Here is a 16915-nt window from a genome sequence, read left to right on the forward strand (position 1 = left end):
TACAGGCGCCGCCGCCGGGGGGTGTTTGCCGGTGCAAGCCGGCAAGGGCTGTTCGCTCACACTGGAGCGCGCGGCCGACCATCTGCATGCGCCGGCTGCTCCTGCCGTGATCGAGCGCTGGGATGGATGGCGGCCGACGAACTGGGACAAGGTGCCGGTGCTGGCCGCGGGCAGGGCCGTCCTCACGTCTGGCTCGCAGCCGGACATGGCATGCTCGCCATCAGCATGAGCACCACAAGCGAACAACTGATGGCCGACCTGATCACGGGCCGCGCACCTGCGCTGGACCTGCATCCTTACCGGGCGGAGCAATTCGCATGAGTGTCCGTTACGACTACGACGTGGTGATACTGGGAGGCGGCTCCGGTGGATTGGCAGCGGCCTTTCGCGCGGCCAAGCACGGCGCACGCGTGGCGATGATGGAACCGAATGCGTTGGGCGGCACCTGCGTCAATCTCGGCTGTGTACCCAAGAAGGCGATGTGGCTGGCGGCCGATCTGGCCGGCAAGATCGCGCTTGCCGGGGCGCTGGGTTTCGATGTGCCGCGACCGACATTGGCATGGCAGGAACTGGTCACGCACCGGCAGGGCTACATCGGCAACATCCACGCAAGTTATCGGCGTCGCCTCAACGAAGATGGCGTGGTGATGATCCCGCAGCGCGGTGTGCTGCAGGATCGCCATACCATCATGGGCGGCGATGGCGTGCCGGTCACCGCCGAGCACATCGTGATCGCAACCGGTGCGCACCCGTTGCGCCCCGACGTGCAGGGTGCCGAACACGGTGAAGTGTCCGACGATTTCTTCAATCTCTGTCATGCGCCCGAGCAGGTGGCCATCGTCGGCGGCGGCTATATCGCGGTGGAAATCGCCGGCTTGCTGCAGGCGCTGGGCAGTCGCGTGCATTTGTTCGTCCAGGGCGAGCGGCTGCTGGAGCGCTTCGACGCCGAGCTGACCCTGCAACTGGCCGACAACCTGCGGCATCTGGGCGTGCGCCTGCATTTCGGTTTCTCGACCACCGCTCTGGAACGCGATGCGGACGCCAAGTTGCATGTGCATGGCCATCCCGCACACACCAGCGAGCAGGGCAACGACGTGTTCGACAAGGTGTTTTTCGCCACCGGCCGACGCGCCAATACGGCGGGGCTGGGTCTGGAAGAGGCCGGGGTGCGCCTGGGCGAAAAAGGCGAGGTGGTGGTGGACGATGGCCAGACCACCAGCGTGCCCAACATCCATGCCATCGGCGATGTCGGCGGCAAGGTCGGACTGACGCCGGTGGCGATCACGGCAGGACGCAAGCTGATGGATCGCCTGTTCGGCAAGCAACCGGATGCGCGCGTGGACTACGAGGGCGTGCCGAGCGTGGTGTTCTCGCATCCGCCGCTCGGGCAGGTCGGCCTGACCGAGGAGCAGGCGCGCGCGCGGCATGGCAGCGCGGTACGCATCTATCGCAGCAACTTCCGCCCGATGTTGCACGCGCTGGCCGACGCGCCGCAGCGCAGCCTGTTCAAGCTGGTGTGCGTGGGCGAAGAGGAGCGCGTGGTCGGCGTGCATCTGCTGGGCGAGAGCGCCGACGAAATGCTGCAGGGCTTTGCGGTGGCAGTGAAGATGGGCGCGACCAAGCGCGACTTCGACGAGACCGTGGCGATCCATCCGACCTCCTCGGAAGAGATCGTGTTGATGCATTGAGGTGCCAGTTGTGGCCGGGCGGGCGAGGCATCAGTCCCTGGCTTGATGCAGGGACCGACATCGGTCGGGAGTTCGACAACCTGCAGTCGGCGCGGGTGCTTCGGGGCGAACGCGTCGACGGTGCGCAGGCAGTGCCCCTTTCGCCCGAGCGAAGAGGGGTTTTTTGATCCGGTAGCTGGCATCCTTGCGTGATGTCCAAGCCCCGCAACCCGATGACGCGTCGACCTGCCGACCTGCCTGCGCATGCCGCCTCCAGCGCTGAGGCGCTCTCCGGCGAACAGGCACGACTGCGCATTCTCGCCGCGATTCGCGCAATCCCTTCCGGGCAGGTTGCCGGTTATGGCGACGTCGCGCTGCGCGCTGGCCTGCCCGGGCGGGCGCGGCTGGTGGCCCGCGTGCTCAGCGGCAATGACGATCCGCAGCTGCCCTGGCACCGGGTGCTGCGCAGCGACGGCCGGATCGCGTTGCCGGAAGGCTCGTCCGGCTACCGTGAGCAATGTCGGCGACTGCGCGCCGAAGGCGTGGCGGTCGAGCAGGGCCGGGTGCGCCGTGCCAGCGCCGCACAGCGTCTGGACGCGGCCGTGTGGGGACCTTCATAAGCCTGCCGTTATGATGGTTGGCATTCCGAAGGATGCCGTCATGCCCCAACTGCCGCCCGTCACCAAAGCGTTGTTGATCGCCAATATTGGCTTGTTCCTGCTGCAGTGGGCGTTGGGCGATCTGGGCGCTGGCGTGCTGCCCTCCGATGCGGCGCTGTCGTCGTTGATGTTGTGGCCGATTTCCAACGGCTTCGATGCCTTCTCGCCCGGTGCCAGCTTCATGCCGTGGCAGCTACTGACCTACGCGTTCCTGCATGGCGGCTTCAATCATCTGTTCTTCAACATGCTGGCGCTTTTCATGTTCGGCGCGGCGCTGGAACAGACCTGGGGCCAGAAGCGCTTTCTGACCTATTACCTGGTGTGCGTGGCCGGCGCCGGCGTGTGCCAGCTGCTGCTGGCCTGGTTCACCCAGGGCGGGGCGCCGGTGGTGGGGGCGTCGGGCGGGGTGTTCGGCTTGTTGCTGGCCTACGGCATGCTGTTCCCCAATCAGCGGGTGATGCTGCTGTTTCCGCCGATCCCGATGAAGGCGCGTACCTTCGTGATCGTGTTCGGTGCAATCGAACTATTCCTGGGTGCAACCGGCTGGCAGCCGGGCGTGGCCCACTTCGCGCATCTGGGCGGCATGCTGTTCGGCTGGCTGATGATCCGTTACTGGCGCGGGCAGTCGCCGTTTGGCGGCAGTGGCGGCAAGAAGGGCGGTGGCAAGGGGCGCAAGCCGCCGCTGCGCGTGGTGCGTTGAGATAGTCGTGGCGTGGCAGATCCACGCTGATCCGTAGGAGCGGCCCTGGCCGCGATGGGCGTTACCGGTAGGTCTTCATCGCGGCCGGTGCCGATCCTGCCAAGCGTGCGTTGTCATGGATGGAATGCCAGGCACAAAAAAAGAGCGCGGAGTCCGCGCTCTTTTTTCATTTCCAGCCACTGCATGTCGATTGCCAGTGACTTCCTGGCGCTTGAATCAGCGCCAGATCTTCAACTGCTCGGCATCCACGCGCTGCATCGGCTGGCCGGCCTTGCAGCTGAACGCCGCACCGAATTCCGGCAGGTTGGACAGCGGGCCGTTGGTGCGCCACTGGCCCGGCGCCCGGATGTCGGCGCTGGCGCGCTGCACCGCTTCGTTCGGCGACAGCTGCTGGGCCCACAAGCCGGCCCAGGCAGTGAAGAATGCCTGCTTGTCGGCCTCGGTGGCCGCTGGCTGTGCCTTGCTGAAGGCCTGCCAGGCCAGTTCGATGCCGGCCAGGTCGGCCAGGTTTTCTTCGGCGGTCTGTGCACCGTTGACCTTGACGTTGGGCACGCCCGGGTAGGCGTAGGCACCAAACTGGCTGGCCACCTTGCCGGCCAGCAGGGTCCAGCTGGTCTTCTCGGCCGGCGTCCACCAGCTGCGCAACTCGCCCTTGGCATCCACCAGCGAGCCCTTGGCGTCGATGGCACGGGTGATTTCGTGGGCAACCAGCGCGCCGTAAGCGCCGTACTGCGCGGCCGGCGTGCTGCCCGCAGTGAGCACCGGCGGCTGCAGCACGGCAGCGGTGATGATCAGGCGGTTCTGTGCGATGTCGTAGGCCACTGCCGGCTGCTGCGGCAGCACGTCCCAGCGGCGGTCGGCGTTGCCCTTGCCAATGCGCTTCATCTCCTCGCGGTGACGCCAGGTCGAAGCGATCAGCATGTTGCCACCGAAGCTGCCGCGGCCCATCGGCTGCACGGTGTAATCCAGATCGCGACGCGGCGCGCCGACCTCGATCTTCATCGCCGACAGCTTGGACTTGGCTTCGGCGATCACTTCACCGTTGCCCCAGCCGGTACGCTCCAGCGCGGCCAGCTGCGCGTCGCGTACCTGGTCGGCGATGGCCTCGGCCTGGCGGCGCGTGTCACTGCTCAGGTAGCGCGCCACGTATTCGCGGCCGAGCATCGGGCCGGCAGCGATATTGATCGCGTCCAGCACCTGCTGCCAGCGCTGCGGCGGCAGGGCATCGCCACGCAGCAGACGGCCGCGGAACTGGTATTCGGCATCGTGGAAGCTCTTGGACAGGTACGGCGCCATCGCATCGCCCACGCGCCAGCGCAGATAGGCCTTCCACTGTTCCGGCTTGATGCTGACGATCATGCTGTCGAGCTGCTTGAACATGGCCGGGTCTGCCATCGACACCAGGTCGTCCTTGACGCCCTGCGCTTCCAGGAAGTCGGCCAGACGCAGATTCTTGTACTGCCTTGTCAGGTCCTTGGTGGCGATCGGTACGTAGTTGTTGAACGGGTTGTTGATGCCCTGCACCGACTGCGCGCTGCGCGCCAGCGCGGTCTCGATCTGCAGCACCGAGGCGGCATCGGCGTCGAGCTTGTCGGCCGGGGTGCCGGTCAGCGCCAGGATCTGCTTGACGTAGGCGCGGTAGCGGCCCATCAGCGCCTGGGTGTCGGCGTCGGTGCGGGTGTAGAACGCCGGGTCCGGCAGGCCCATGCCGCCCTGCATGAAATAGCCGATATGGCGATCGAGCGCCTTCAGGTCCACATCCGGGCCGAAATTGAAACCGACCGGAATGCCGACCTGATGCAATGCTGCGATGGAAGCGGGCACATCCTTGGCCTTCTTGATCGCGTCGATGCGCGACAGCAAGGGGGCGATGGGGTTGGAGCCATCCTTTTCGACCGACGCTTCGTCCAGGCCGCTGGCCCAGAAGTCGCCAAGCAGTTTCTGCACATTGCCCTGCGGCGCTTTCATCGATGCATCCAGCAACTCGCGTTGCTGCTGCAGCGCGCGCTCGGACAGCTGGCCCAGCGCGGTGACGGCACCGGCCTGCGGCACCGGGTTGGCCTTGAGCCAGCCGGCATTTGCGTAATCGTAGAAGTCGGTGCAGGCCGCCGATACGGCCGGGGCCTTGGGGGCGGCCTTCTTCTTGCGAGCGGCGTCGGCGTCGGGGGCGGACAGCAGCGTGATCAGGCTGAAGCCAAGAGCGAGGGCAAGCGGACGAATGGTGGGCATCGAGAAGAAAGGTGGCCAGATTGAAGTCGGCGGAGTTTAGCAAGGCTGCGCCTCGTGCAGGCGGGCGCGAGCCGCCGTTGGTTCCCGGTGCCGGCCGCTTGCATGAACGCATCAGGCCCGCGCGTGCGCGCCAGCGTGTGGTGCCATCGAGCTGGAAGGGCTTGCAGCCGGTGACCTGCGCAGTGTGGATGCAGGCCAAGGCGCGTGCGGTGTGCCGCGATGGCAGCGTTTGAATGCTTGAAGCGATTGGCTGCAAGAAGCGACTGTCGCCGGCCAGCGTAATTCACCTGCCACGCAGCAGAAATCGAAAACAAAAAAACGGGCGACGATCTTTCGATCGCCGCCCGCATGATGGACCGCGATTACGCGGTTACCAGATCACGACCTGCTGATCGCCCTGACGCACCATCGCATCGCCGGCCTTGCACGAGAACGCGGCGGCAAACGCCGGCATGTTCGACGGCGCACCGCTGGCGCGGAAGTTGGCCGGGGCGTGCGGATCGGTCTTCAGGCGCACCACCAGTTCTTCCGGAGTGAAGTTGCGGCGCCACACCGTGGCCCAGTTGAGGAAGAAGCGCTGGTCACGGGTGATGTTGTCGGTCTTGGGGTCGTCCTTGCCGGCGGTGGCGGTCTTCATCGCGTCATAGGCGGTGTTGAGGCCGCCCAGGTCGGCGATGTTCTCGCCCAGCGTGAGGTCGCCCTTGACCTTGTCTCCGGCCGGGGTGCGATAGCCATCGAACTGCGCAACCAGCTTGCCGGTGCGCGCCTTGAACGCGTCCAGATCCTTCTGCGTCCACCAACCCGGATCGGCGATGAAGTTGCCATCGGCGCCGAAGCGGCTGCCCTGGTCGTCGTAGCCGTGGGTCATCTCATGCCCGATCACCGCACCGATGCCGCCGTAGTTCATTTCCTCCGGCGCATTCGGGTCGAAGAACGGCGGCTGCAGGATGGCGGCCGGGAACACGATCTCGTTCTGCAGCGGGTTGTAGTAGGCGTTGACCGTCTGCGGGCTCATGCCCCATTCGGTCTTGTCCACCGGCTTGCCGATCTTGGACAGGTTCCACTTGTAGTTGTACTCGGACGCGGCCATCACGTTACCCAGGTAGCTGTCGCGGCTGGTGCTCAAGCCGTTCCACTCGCGCCACTTTTCCGGGTAGCCGATCTTGGGCGTGAAGCTTTCCCACTTGGCGATCGCCTTGGTCTTGGTCTCCGGGCTCATCCAGTCCAGCTTTTCGATGCGGGCCTTCAGCGCGGTGCGCAGATTGGTCACCAGGGTTTCCATCTTGGCCTTGGAATCGGCCGGGAAGGCGACCTTGACGTACATCTGGCCCAGCGCTTCACCGGTCTGGCCATTGATGGTCGCCAGCACACGCTTCCAGCGCGGCTTGATCTGCTTCTGCCCACGCAAGGTCTGGTTGTAGAACGCGAAGTTCTCATCGACAAACGGCTGGCTGAGGAACGGCGAGGCGCCATCGACGGTATGGAAGCGCAGGTAGGCGCGCCAGACCGCCGGATCGGTGTCGGCGATCATCTTGCTCACTTCCTGGTGGAAGGCCGGGATCGCCAGCGAGAACATCTCCGGCGTGGTCACGCCCTGCGACTTGAAGAACTCGGTCCACGACCAGTTGGGCGTCAGCTTGTCGGCATCGGCCGGCGAGATCGGGTTGTAGGCCAGCGAGGCATCGCGCGACATCTGGGTGCTGGTCTTGGAGACCTTGGCCAGACGGGTTTCGAACGTGACCACCTGCTTGGCCTGCGCGGCGGCATCGGCCGCGGTCACGCCCGACAGTTCCAGCACCTTGGCCACGTGCGCCTGGTAGGCCTCCAGCTTGGCCTTGTTGGCGGCGCTGGTGTAGTACTCCGGATCCGGCAGGCCCAGACCGCCCTGCATGGCATAGGCGATGTTCTGGCTGGACTTCTTGAAGTCCGCCTCGGCGCCGAAGCTGAAGAGCTCGTTGTTGCCTTTGGCCGCGCTGCTGCGCAGATAGTCGACCAGCTTGGTCTGGTCGCTGATGGCGTCGATCGCGGCCAGTTCCGGCTTCAGCGGCTCGATGCCCTGGGCATTGATCTTGGCCTCGTCCATGCCGGTGGACCAGAGGTCGCCGACGATCTTTTCCACGCCGGTGGCGCCGGTGTCGGCCGCCGCCTGTTCGACCAGTTGCTGCTGGATCGCATTGGAACGCTCATCGAGCATCTCGAACGCGCCCCAGCTGGTGCGATCGCTCGGCACCGGGTTGGCGGCCAGGAACTTGGCGTTGGCGTACGCATTCAAATCCGTGCAGGCGTTGCCGTTGGTGTCCAGGTCGGCGGCGGTGAACTGGTTCACGGCCGGCAGCTTGCTCTGGTCCAGGGTCAGCGCCTTGGGAGCCGCCGCAGTGGTTGCGGCGGTATTGGCCGCGGGCGCGGCCGGCGTGGCGTCTTCGGATTTCTTGCAGCCGCTCAGCGCGGCGGCCACGGCCAGGGACAGGGTCAACAAATGAGGTGTACGAATCACAAAGGGCTCCGGGAGCAGATGTGGGAAGCCCCGTCGCCGGGGCTGTGGCCGGCACTCTACGCCTCGCCAGCCGGATGGCATGGTGTCGAAGGTCATGGGTGCGGCGTGTGTAGGTGGGACGGCCCACGGTGTCCGGGTGCGTGGCAGTCCTGCGCAGGGCGCCAAGCGCAGTGCGGTCCGGTGTTTTCGCCGCCTGCGCGCCGCGCTTCAAGCCGTGCTCGCCTGGGCTGACAGTCTGTGCCGGCGATCGGACAGCGATCCAGACGGCCGCTGCAATTCGAATGGTCCGACGGCGCAGGCGGTGCTGTATGCAAACCCATGCCTACTGCCTCCGAACTGTTGGACGTACCGAACGCGAACGCATTGCGCATTACCGCTGCGGATCGGGCACGTTTCGCATGAATGTCGCGCTCTCGCGGCTGCTGGATTTCACCGCCTTGTCGGGCGCGGGCGATCATCTCTGATGATTGCAATGGTCGAGCGCTACGCACCCGGATTCGCGGATTCGGTACTGGGCCGGCAGATCTTCAGCCCGCTTGATCTGGAACGCATCTTTGAGCTGATCGGCGGCGACATCTTCCACGGCGCCCTCAGCCTCAATCAACTTTTCAACGCCCGCCCGATGCTGAGGCAGGGCGCCTATCGCGGCGCGATTGCCGGGCTGTATCTGTGCGGGTCCGGCACGCATCCCGGTGGCGGGATGACCGGAGCGCCCGGGCATAATGCGGCGCAGGTGATTCCTCGCCGCTGAGGCAGGCCGCATAAAAAAAGCCCCGGACGAACCGGGGCCTGGAGCAAGTACTGATGACGCGCCGAAGACGTCGTGACGTCTCCGGTCGTCTTTCCGCATCAGAAATCGTAAGAGGCGGTCAGGCGGACGTAGCGTGGCGGATTGTAGTTATAAGGTTGCAGACCCAGTCTGTAGGTGTTGGAGACGTTGAAGGGAACATCGCCCTCGTAGACGCCATCGACGCGATTGACCGCGCGGTCGTTGAGGACATTGAAGATCTGCATGCCGAAGGCCAGCTTGTGATCGGCGAACGCCGGGCGATACGTCAAGCCCAAATCGAGGTTCTTGATCCACGGCGTCCGGCCTGCATCGCCAGGAGACGAGGGTTGGAGGCCGCAGTAGTGGTACGAAGAGCCGTAGCCGATCGGATCATAGTCAACCTCGTCCGCATTCGGGCCGCCATAGAAGCCCAGGCAACTGATCGGCGTGCCCGACATCACACGCAGGGTGGCCGAGGCCATCCATTCCGGGTTGATCTGATAGGCACCGAACGCCTTGATCTGGTGGCGCCGATCGTTAGCCAGGCTGCCACCGGCGTAGTACATCAGTTCGGCTGAGTCCCAATCCTGCGTCTTGGACACGTCGGCCTGGCCGAGGTCGGACTTCACCTGACCTTCGGTATTGCCGTAGCTGTGCGACCAGGTGTAGTCGACGCGGCCATACCACTTCTCGTCGAATGGGTGTTCCAGGAACAGGTCGACCGACACGTAGCTGCGCTTGGCCTTGTCGGTAAAGCCCCAGTCGGACTGCGACATGGAGACTTGTGTATAGCCGGATCCATCAGCATTGGGAAGGTTGTAGGTGTTGGTCTTGCCCGGGTTGAACATCACGCAACCGGGGATGTCTACCGCATCCGGGTTGCCGCCGCTGGCTTCCAGCTTGTCGGCGATACGTCCGGTGTCGCAAACATCGTCAATGGCGGCTTGCAATTTGCGGTATGTGACCTTTGCACCCGAGTTCCAGCTTTCGCCAAGCGTCTTCTCGAAGCCCAGGATGAACTCATCCTGATACTGCGACTTCAGATCGGTTGGCGCAAAGGCGTTCGGATCCGGAGCCTGACCGTATTCGCCATTGCTTGACACCGGGCCGGGGCCGATCGGCCGCAGGCCAGTCGGCTCGCCATTGGCATCGATGCCGGTATAGGCGAAATACTCATCGGTGTAGGTCGAGGCAGATGCGCCGCGGATTGCCACCTGGTTAGGCAACGCCAGATAGTAGCGTCCTAAATTGGCGAAAACTTTCAGCGAGGAGTCGCCGAACACGTCCCAGCTGGCGCCCAAACGTGGTGCCCACTGGTCGCCGCTATCGACATAGGGCACATGATCGCTGTTGAAATTGGTGAACTTGTCGTTGCGGATACCCAGTGTCAGCAACCAATGATCATTGACCTGCCAGCGGTCTTCCAGGTAGTAGGCCTTCTGCTCCACCGCCATGCTTGTGGTGGTGGTGAAGATACGTTTTTGAGCATAGTAGCCGTCGGTGCCCGGGCCGGTTGCGCCAACGCCCAGCGTGCCGCGGACTGGCGAAACTTCGTCACCCGCGCTGCCATAGATCCACTGATAACCAGGGCCGGTCGTGCGCACGCCTTCGTCGTAAGCGTTGAAGTACATGTTGTCCACGCCGGCGGTCAGATCGTGGTCGCCCAGCCGGTAGTTCAATTCCAGACGCAGATTGCGCGTCTTGTTGATCGGGTCATCCGCTTTGGAGCGATTGGTCGCCTGATTGTTGGAGATAGGCGTGCCACCTGTGATGGCCGGATTTTGCAGATTCAGGCCGGCGATGAAGGGCAGCGAGGACACCAACGGGTTGAACTGCTGGTTGTGCTGTGTGCTGCGGCCCCAGGTGGCGTTGACCGTCAGGTCGTCAGTGATGTAGCCGGTGTACTTAAAGATGTCGTAGGTGTCTTTGATCTTGTAAGTATCGGCGTAGAGGCCGGACGGACCACCATCGGATCGTGTGTCGTAATCATAGTTGCTGTAAGCGCCGGCACGACGATCGGTATTTTCTATGCGGGTGTATTCGAGAATGTTGTTGTCGTTGATGTTCCAGTCGATCTTCCCGTAGAACTTCGGTGAGCTGTAATCGTAATGGTTGCGGCCTTGCGTAGTAGCGGCGGTCGCTGTGTTGGTCACTGCACCGTCGGTCTTGTCGGTTTCGCCTGCCACGAAGATAAAGAGTTTGTCTTCAATCAGGGGGCCGCCAGCATAAGCACTGTAGACCGTGCGGCTTTGCACGTCACCCTTGCCGCTACGATAGATCGTGCCCGGCAGATCTGGATCTTCGTACTTGTAGCGCGGATTGGAGTTAAGTGTGTTGCTTGGGTACCAGACATCGCCGACCGAACTCGATAGGTTCTTCGGCTCCCACACTGCTTGCGCGCCGAAATGCCATTCGTTAGTGCCGCGCTTGCCGACCTGACTGATCACGCCGCCGGTCGAACGGCCATAGCGTGAGCTATAGCCGCCGGTATAGGTTTCCTGCTGGTCGATGGCGCCGTAGGGCAGGCTGACGCCACCCAGGTTGCTCAGCGGATTGCTGACGTTGAAGCCGTTGATGTAATACGCGTTTTCGGTAACGCCCGAGCCGCCGAAAGACACCACGGAGCGCGAGCCGTTGTTGAATGCGCCGGCACCTGAAACAGCGCCGGGAGCAAGCAACGCAATCGCTTCCGCACTGCGTCCCAGCGGCAAGGTTGCCAGCTGTTCGGACGTGATCACCGAACGCGAGCTGGTGGAGCTGACGTCGATCTTCGGTGCATTGGCGGCAGTGACCGTGATCGCGCCGAGCGTCGTTGCATCGGTGCTGCCGCTGGCAGCTGCGCCAGCAAACGACACCTCGGTGCCGGATCCGACGCGCAACTGCACGTTCTTGCGGGTGTCGACGACCTGATCGCCACGCTTCAAGGTGACGGTGTAGGCGCCGACCGGCAACGAGCCAAGGTTGTAACGGCCATTGGCGTCGATGGTGATGGTGCGGCTGAGGCCGGTGTCGCTCTGAACGACGATGGTGCTGCCGGCCTCCGAGGGAGCGCTACCGTAGATGCTGCCGGTCGTGCTTTGTGCATAGACCGCGCCATTGACGAGACAGGCGCCGAGCACAACAGCCAGAGCGGTGCGCTTGAGAGCATGACGACGAATTTGATTGCTCATTCCTAACCTTTCAGCTGGGTATCGAGAGAAGTTGCGGTCACCGGAGAGTCAGATGGCCTTAACCCGAACGTAATGAATGTGTGGTCGGAGTCGCAAGCGTTTTGAATGATTCGTTAATGAAAAGGGTGAGATCCGCATCGAATATGCGGATCTGCGCACAAATTGCCGGGCATGCGGACAAGTGCGTACTCAGGTGGCACAGGTATTCATTTTTGTCAGTGCGCGTGATGCGTGGTGACAGCTCGCCGATTAAACGAACGCTGCATGGCGCCGCGTGCATCTTTCGATCGTCGATTTTGCTTGGCTGGTTTCATCTGAAACATCGATTCAAAAAAAGACCCCGGTGGACGGGGTCTTTCCATGCATCGTCGACGGCCTCAGAACCGGACTGTCGTACCCAGGTAGAAAAACCGCCCGATGTTGTCGTACAACGCAGAGTTGAAGTCCGAGCCGAAGTAATTGCGCGGCGGATCCTTGTCGAAGGCGTTGTCGATGCCGAGGTAGACGTCGATCTTCGAGCCGGGGAACTGATAGCCGAACTGGACGTTGTGGTAGGTGTACGCGCCGTTCCTGATCGGGCTGGCCGAGCCCGGATTGCTGTTGTAGCTTTCCGGCGTCACGCGCAGGTTGCCGTCCACATAGTTCATGTCCCACGAGGCGCGCCATGCGTTCCAGTTGTACTTGGTCTGGAACTGCGCGCGCCAGCGCGGGTCGGTCACGTAGGTCACGTACTCGTCGTATTCGGCCGGGAAGTCCTGGAACACCCATTCGCGCGACTGGATCAGGCGCGTACCGACAAGGCGCAGCACGGTATTGCCTTCGCCGAGCTGGAAGCGGTAATCCATTTCCAGATCCACGCCCACACGCCGCGAGCGTGACAGGTTTTCGTTGAGTGCCTGCCAGCCGATGATGCTGTGCTCGGGATAGATGCGGCCCTGCGGGTCGGTGAATCCGCCCAGCGGGGCGCGCTGCACGAAGCCGCAGAAGCTGTTGTTGATGCCGCCTGGATTGTCCACGCAGCGCGTGGCATTGGTCTCTGCGGTCACGGTGCCGATCGCGTCCTGCAGGTCGATGCGCCAGTAGTCGATCGACATGCCGAAGCCGTCGAAGAACTCCGGCTGCCACACCAGGCCGTAGGACAGGCTGCGCGCGCGCTCCGGCTTCAGCTCCGGATTGCCGCCGCTCACGCCGGGACGGGTGGAGGTGAAGGTATCGATCCAGCCCACCGGCACGCCCAGCGCACTGCAGTTGGCCTGGCGCAATGCGACGTCGCCCGCGGTGCCTGGGCGATTGGTATTGGTCGGCAGATAGTTGCAGGGATCGTTGATGGTTGCGAAGTTTTCGCTCTGCGAGTCGTACAGCTCACCGATGCTGGGCGCACGCACTGCCTGTGCCACGGTGCCGCGCAGACGCAGCGACGGGATGATGGTCCAGTCCAGGCCCACGTTCCAGGTCTTGGTCGAGCCGATGCTGTCGTAGTCCGAATAACGCCCCGCCACATCCAGCGCCAACCGGTCCACGCCCGGCAGGCCGGCGAGCAACGGAATGGTGCTCTCGACGAAGACTTCCTTGACGGTGTACTCGCCACCGCTATTGGGAATAGCGTTGAGGAAGGTCGCGCCCGAGGCTGCCAGCGGATCGGTGATTTCCTCGCTCTGCTCCTTGCGGTATTCCACGCCACCGGCAAACCCGATGTCGCCGGCCGGTAGCGACAGCAGGTTGCTGTTGGCCACCGATGCGCTGAACACGGTCTGCTGGATCTTGGCCTGCGAGCGTGCGGTGGTGTTGAACCACGCCGCTGCCTGCGGTGTCACCGCGCCGTTGCCGAACACGCTGAATGGCACGCAGCCTTCGCGCGCCAGTGCCGAATAGACGCGATTGGTGTGGGGGTTGATCGCGTTCGGATCCAGCGTGGTGCGGCAGACGATGTTGCCGCTGGCATCACGTGCGGCATCGATACCGGCCTGCCAGCGCTCGTTGATGCGGTTGTTGAGATTCAGGCGGTCGACCGTGGTCTTGCCGTAGTTGGCGGATACGTCATAGCTCCAGTTGTCGGTGAAGTTGCCTTCGGCACCGAGCACCGCGCGATAGGTCTTGCGCTCGATGTTCTCGCCGCGACGGCCGGCATCGACATTGAAGCGGTTCATCAGGATCTGCGTGGCACCACGCGAGTCCATCAGCGCACCGAGTTCGGGGCTGACATACGGATTCTGGCGACGCACGCGCAGCGAACTGTCGAAGGCCGGCTGGCCGAAGAATTCCGAGTCGGTCTCGCTGTACTTGCCTTCGAAGAACAGGCGATGGTTCTCGCTGACCTCGAAGTTGATCATGGTGTTGACGCTCTTGCGATCGAAGCCGGGCTGCAGGTCGGCGACCGCATTCAGATCAACGAAATCGCAATCCACGCACGAGGTGTTGCTGACCACCGTGCCGTTGTAGCGGTTGCGGCGGAAGCTGCCGTCTTCGTTGAACAGATAGCGGTTGCCATAGCTGGCCGGGTTGCGGAAATCGAAGGTGCCCAGGTTGAAGGTGCCGCCGTAGGACGTGGAATGATTGCCGCCCGGGCCGCTGAGCACGTTCTGCGGATTGCGCTCGCTCGGCGGTTGGCTGGGATCGAACGCGGGGTTAGGAACCGACACCAGATACTCGCGGCCGATGGCGCGGTTGCCGCGGCCGAAGCGGTCCTGCTTGCTGTATTCGCCCGACACCGCGATGTTGCCGTGGCCGTCCGCAAAGTCGGTGCCTGCCGAGAAGCTGGCGAAGGAGCGGTTGTAGTTGCCCTCATCGGCCAGGCCGGTCTGCGCGCGCGTCTCCAATCCGGTGAAGTTCTTCTTTAGGATGAAGTTGACCACGCCGGCCACTGCGTCGGCGCCGTAGACGGCCGAGGCACCACCGGTGATGACTTCGACGCGTTCCACCCATTCCACCGGAATCGTGTTGACGTCCACGGCAGTCGAACCCGGGCTGGAACCCACGTGGCGACGGCCGTTGACCAGCACCAGTGTGCGGTCGGTGCCCATGCCGCGCAGGTCGAGCAGGCCCAGCCCGGCGGTACCGATGAAGCGGGTGGAATTGCCCAGAGTGTAGCTCGGTGCCAGCGCCGGCATGCGCGCCATCAGGTCGCTGATGGTGGTCGCGCCGGTGGCGCGGATTTCCTCGGCACTGATCGCGGTGACCGGCGAGGGCGTGACGAAGCCGGTACGCGCAATGCGCGAGCCGGTGACAGTGACCTTGCCCAGATCGGTGGTGCCGGGTGCGACCTCGTTTTCTGACTGCGCCGCGGCGTGGCCGGCAGAAGCAGCCAGCACGGCAAACAATGCGGTGCTCAAACGATGACGCTGGGTGTGTTGCTGAAGACGACTCGACATGATGGTGCGGATTCCTCGCCGGATGTTGCGAAACAGCAGTGCTCGCTGAGCGCTGGCTGAACTGGTCCCCGAACGTAACAATTCCTTAACCATGTGTCCATATTTGTTAAATTTGTCGCCGCCTGACACATGTCTTGGCGTGCCGTGCCGGCGTCTGGCCGCGCTGGGAAACGCGTCTGCCCGTGGCCGAGTCGGTAAACTGGCGATCTTTCCAGCGCTGCGGCTGGCGATGCGGCGATCGCCCCGTTGGCAGCGCACGACGAATCAGGCAGGCAATGACGACGATGGTGCAACGTGCTTCAAGCATGGCGATCGACCTCCTTCAGAGCGCACGCGCATGACGGGCGAGCGCAGAATCCCCGCGCATGCGGTGCAGGGCGCGCTGGCGCCGCACCCGCGGATCCGCAATGTGATTGCGGTCGGTTCCGGCAAGGGGGGGGTGGGCAAGTCCACCACCGCGGTGAATCTGGCGCTGGCCTTGTGCCAGCAGGGTGCGCGCGTCGGGGTACTGGACGCGGACATCTACGGGCCGAGCGTGCCGGCGATGCTGGGCCTGAGCGGGCGGCCGGACAGCCCGGACAACAAGTCGATCGAGCCCCTGCGCGCGTTCGGGATCGAGGCGATGTCGATCGGCTTGCTGGTCGACCAGGACACGCCGATGATCTGGCGCGGGCCGATGGCGACCTCGGCACTGACCCAGCTGTTCAACGACACCCTGTGGGACGACCTCGATTACCTGCTGATCGACCTGCCGCCGGGCACCGGCGACATCCAGCTGACCTTGTCGCAGAAGATCCCGGTGGCCGGCGCGGTCATCGTCACCACGCCGCAGGACATCGCCACGCTGGATGCGCGCAAGGCCTTGAAGATGTTTGAGAAGGTCGAGGTGCCGGTGCTTGGCATCGTCGAGAACATGGCCGTACATACCTGCAGCCAGTGCGGCCACCACGAGCACCTGTTCGGCGAAGGCGGCGGCGAGCGCATGGCCGCCCAGTACGGCGTGCCCTTGCTGGGGTCGTTGCCGCTGGCGATCGCGATCCGCGAGCAGGGCGATGCCGGCCAGCCGATCGTGGTGGCCGCGCCGGAGTCGGCGGCAGCGCTGGCCTATCTGGCCGCTGCCGCGCGCCTGTCCGAGGAGCTGGGCAAGCGGCCGCGCGCCAGCATCCCGATTTCGGCTTCGCTGCTGTAGCGCGCAGGCCGGCCGCTGGTGCCGGCTGCTTGCTAGACTTCGCTGCCTTTCGCGCAGGCCGCTCGGCCTGCCGCCTTCCGTCTTCAAGGAACACCGCATGAGCATCAAGAGCGACCGCTGGATCAAGCGCATGGCCGAACAGCACGCGATGATCGAGCCGTTCGAACCCGGCCAGATCAAGCATGACGCCGCCGGCCAGCGCATCGTCAGCTTCGGCACCTCCAGCTACGGATACGACGTGCGCTGCTCGCGCGAGTTCAAGATCTTCACCAACATCAACTCGACCATCGTCGACCCGAAGCACTTCGATCCGGGCAGCTTTGTCGATATCGAATCGGACGTCTGCATCATCCCGCCCAACAGCTTTGCGCTGGCACGCACGGTGGAGTACTTCCGCATCCCGCGCGACACCTTGGTGGTATGCCTGGGCAAGAGCACCTATGCGCGCTGCGGCATCATCGTCAACGTGACCCCGCTGGAGCCGGAGTGGGAAGGCCACGTCACGCTGGAATTCAGCAATACCACGCCGCTGCCGGCGCGCATCTACGCCAACGAAGGCGTGGCGCAGATGCTGTTCTTCCAGTCCGACGAAGTCTGCGAGACCTCGTACAAGGACCGTGGCGGCAAGTACCAGGGCCAGACCGGCGTAACCCTGCCGCGCACCTGATGC

Annotated in this window: 10 protein-coding genes and 2 pseudogenes; 8 read left to right on the forward strand and 4 right to left on the reverse strand. The window is 63.9% G+C overall.

The window, feature by feature from the left end:
• Nucleotides 1–70: 70 nt before the first annotated feature.
• The 4 genes and pseudogenes from FHT09_RS05150 to FHT09_RS05165 form a co-directional block, all read left to right on the forward strand.
• Nucleotides 71–321 (forward strand): annotated as a pseudogene (locus tag FHT09_RS05150) (amino acid dehydrogenase); the annotation flags it as partial.
• Nucleotides 318–1688 (forward strand): glutathione-disulfide reductase, encoded by a 1371-nt coding sequence (gorA, locus tag FHT09_RS05155; RefSeq protein WP_104535806.1) that lies wholly within the window; start codon nt 318–320, stop codon nt 1686–1688. The pseudogene FHT09_RS05150 and the gene gorA, both read left to right, overlap by 4 nt.
• Nucleotides 1689–1879: 191 nt before the next feature.
• On the forward strand, nt 1880–2287 hold the full coding sequence (locus FHT09_RS05160) for an MGMT family protein (RefSeq protein ID WP_104606003.1): 408 nt from the start codon (nt 1880–1882) through the stop codon (nt 2285–2287).
• Nucleotides 2288–2327: 40 nt separating this feature from the next.
• The gene (locus FHT09_RS05165) at nt 2328–3026 is read left to right on the forward strand and encodes a rhomboid family intramembrane serine protease (RefSeq protein WP_104536683.1); all 699 of its coding nucleotides are present in this window, start codon (nt 2328–2330) and stop codon (nt 3024–3026) included.
• Nucleotides 3027–3242: 216 nt separating this feature from the next.
• On the opposite strand, the gene FHT09_RS05170 is transcribed toward FHT09_RS05165, so the two are convergent.
• The gene (locus FHT09_RS05170) at nt 3243–5255 is read right to left on the reverse strand and encodes a M13 family metallopeptidase (protein ID WP_104606004.1); all 2013 of its coding nucleotides are present in this window, start codon (nt 5253–5255) and stop codon (nt 3243–3245) included.
• Between the two features lie 98 nt (nt 5256–5353).
• Between FHT09_RS05170 and FHT09_RS20195 the strand changes: the two genes are divergently transcribed.
• A complete protein-coding gene (locus FHT09_RS20195) occupies nt 5354–5488 on the forward strand; it encodes a hypothetical protein (protein WP_258077205.1) in 135 nt (44 codons plus the stop codon).
• A gap of 137 nt (nt 5489–5625) precedes the next feature.
• Here FHT09_RS20195 and FHT09_RS05175 read toward each other — a convergent pair whose 3' ends face one another.
• Nucleotides 5626–7728, reverse strand: coding sequence for a M13-type metalloendopeptidase (locus FHT09_RS05175; protein ID WP_181141301.1), 2103 nt, complete (start codon nt 7726–7728; stop codon nt 5626–5628).
• A gap of 368 nt (nt 7729–8096) precedes the next feature.
• Between FHT09_RS05175 and FHT09_RS05180 the strand changes: the two are divergent.
• Nucleotides 8097–8500: pseudogene (locus FHT09_RS05180) on the forward strand (hypothetical protein); the annotation flags it as partial.
• Between the two features lie 98 nt (nt 8501–8598).
• Here the strand turns inward: FHT09_RS05180 and FHT09_RS05185 are convergent.
• Together FHT09_RS05185 and FHT09_RS05190 are read right to left on the reverse strand one after the other, a co-directional pair.
• The gene (locus tag FHT09_RS05185; protein WP_104606006.1) at nt 8599–11688 is read right to left on the reverse strand and encodes a TonB-dependent receptor; all 3090 of its coding nucleotides are present in this window, start codon (nt 11686–11688) and stop codon (nt 8599–8601) included.
• 377 nt (nt 11689–12065) lie between these two features.
• Nucleotides 12066–15056 carry a TonB-dependent receptor gene (locus tag FHT09_RS05190; protein ID WP_104606007.1) on the reverse strand — a complete coding sequence of 997 codons (2991 nt, stop codon included), beginning with the start codon at nt 15054–15056 and terminating at the stop codon, nt 12066–12068.
• A 337-nt stretch (nt 15057–15393) separates the two neighbouring features.
• On the opposite strand from FHT09_RS05190, the gene apbC reads away from it, so the two are divergent.
• Both apbC and dcd read left to right on the forward strand, forming a co-directional pair.
• Nucleotides 15394–16245 (forward strand): iron-sulfur cluster carrier protein ApbC, encoded by an 852-nt coding sequence (gene apbC, locus FHT09_RS05195; protein ID WP_184416872.1) that lies wholly within the window; start codon nt 15394–15396, stop codon nt 16243–16245.
• A gap of 97 nt (nt 16246–16342) precedes the next feature.
• Complete coding sequence (gene dcd / locus FHT09_RS05200; protein WP_010366727.1) at nt 16343–16912, forward strand: dCTP deaminase; 570 nt, start codon at nt 16343–16345, stop codon at nt 16910–16912.
• The last annotated feature ends 3 nt before the right edge of the window (nt 16913–16915 follow it).

It is taken from the genome of Xanthomonas sp. CFBP 8152 (assembly GCF_014199025.1).
Lineage (GTDB): Bacteria > Pseudomonadota > Gammaproteobacteria > Xanthomonadales > Xanthomonadaceae > Xanthomonas > Xanthomonas arboricola_B.

Bases quoted from the DNA above. Each gene is read 5' to 3' on its own strand.
- gorA (WP_104535806.1), top strand. From the start codon at position 318: ATGAGTGTCCGTTACGACTACGACGTGGTGATACTGGGAGGCGGCTCC.
- FHT09_RS05160 (WP_104606003.1), top strand. From the start codon at position 1,880: ATGTCCAAGCCCCGCAACCCGATGACGCGTCGACCTGCCGACCTGCCT.
- FHT09_RS05165 (WP_104536683.1), top strand. From the start codon at position 2,328: ATGCCCCAACTGCCGCCCGTCACCAAAGCGTTGTTGATCGCCAATATT.
- FHT09_RS05170 (WP_104606004.1), bottom strand. From the start codon at position 5,255: ATGCCCACCATTCGTCCGCTTGCCCTCGCTCTTGGCTTCAGCCTGATC.
- FHT09_RS05185 (WP_104606006.1), bottom strand. From the start codon at position 11,688: ATGAGCAATCAAATTCGTCGTCATGCTCTCAAGCGCACCGCTCTGGCT.
- FHT09_RS05190 (WP_104606007.1), bottom strand. From the start codon at position 15,056: ATGTCGAGTCGTCTTCAGCAACACACCCAGCGTCATCGTTTGAGCACC.
- apbC (WP_184416872.1), top strand. From the start codon at position 15,394: ATGACGGGCGAGCGCAGAATCCCCGCGCATGCGGTGCAGGGCGCGCTG.
- dcd (WP_010366727.1), top strand. From the start codon at position 16,343: ATGAGCATCAAGAGCGACCGCTGGATCAAGCGCATGGCCGAACAGCAC.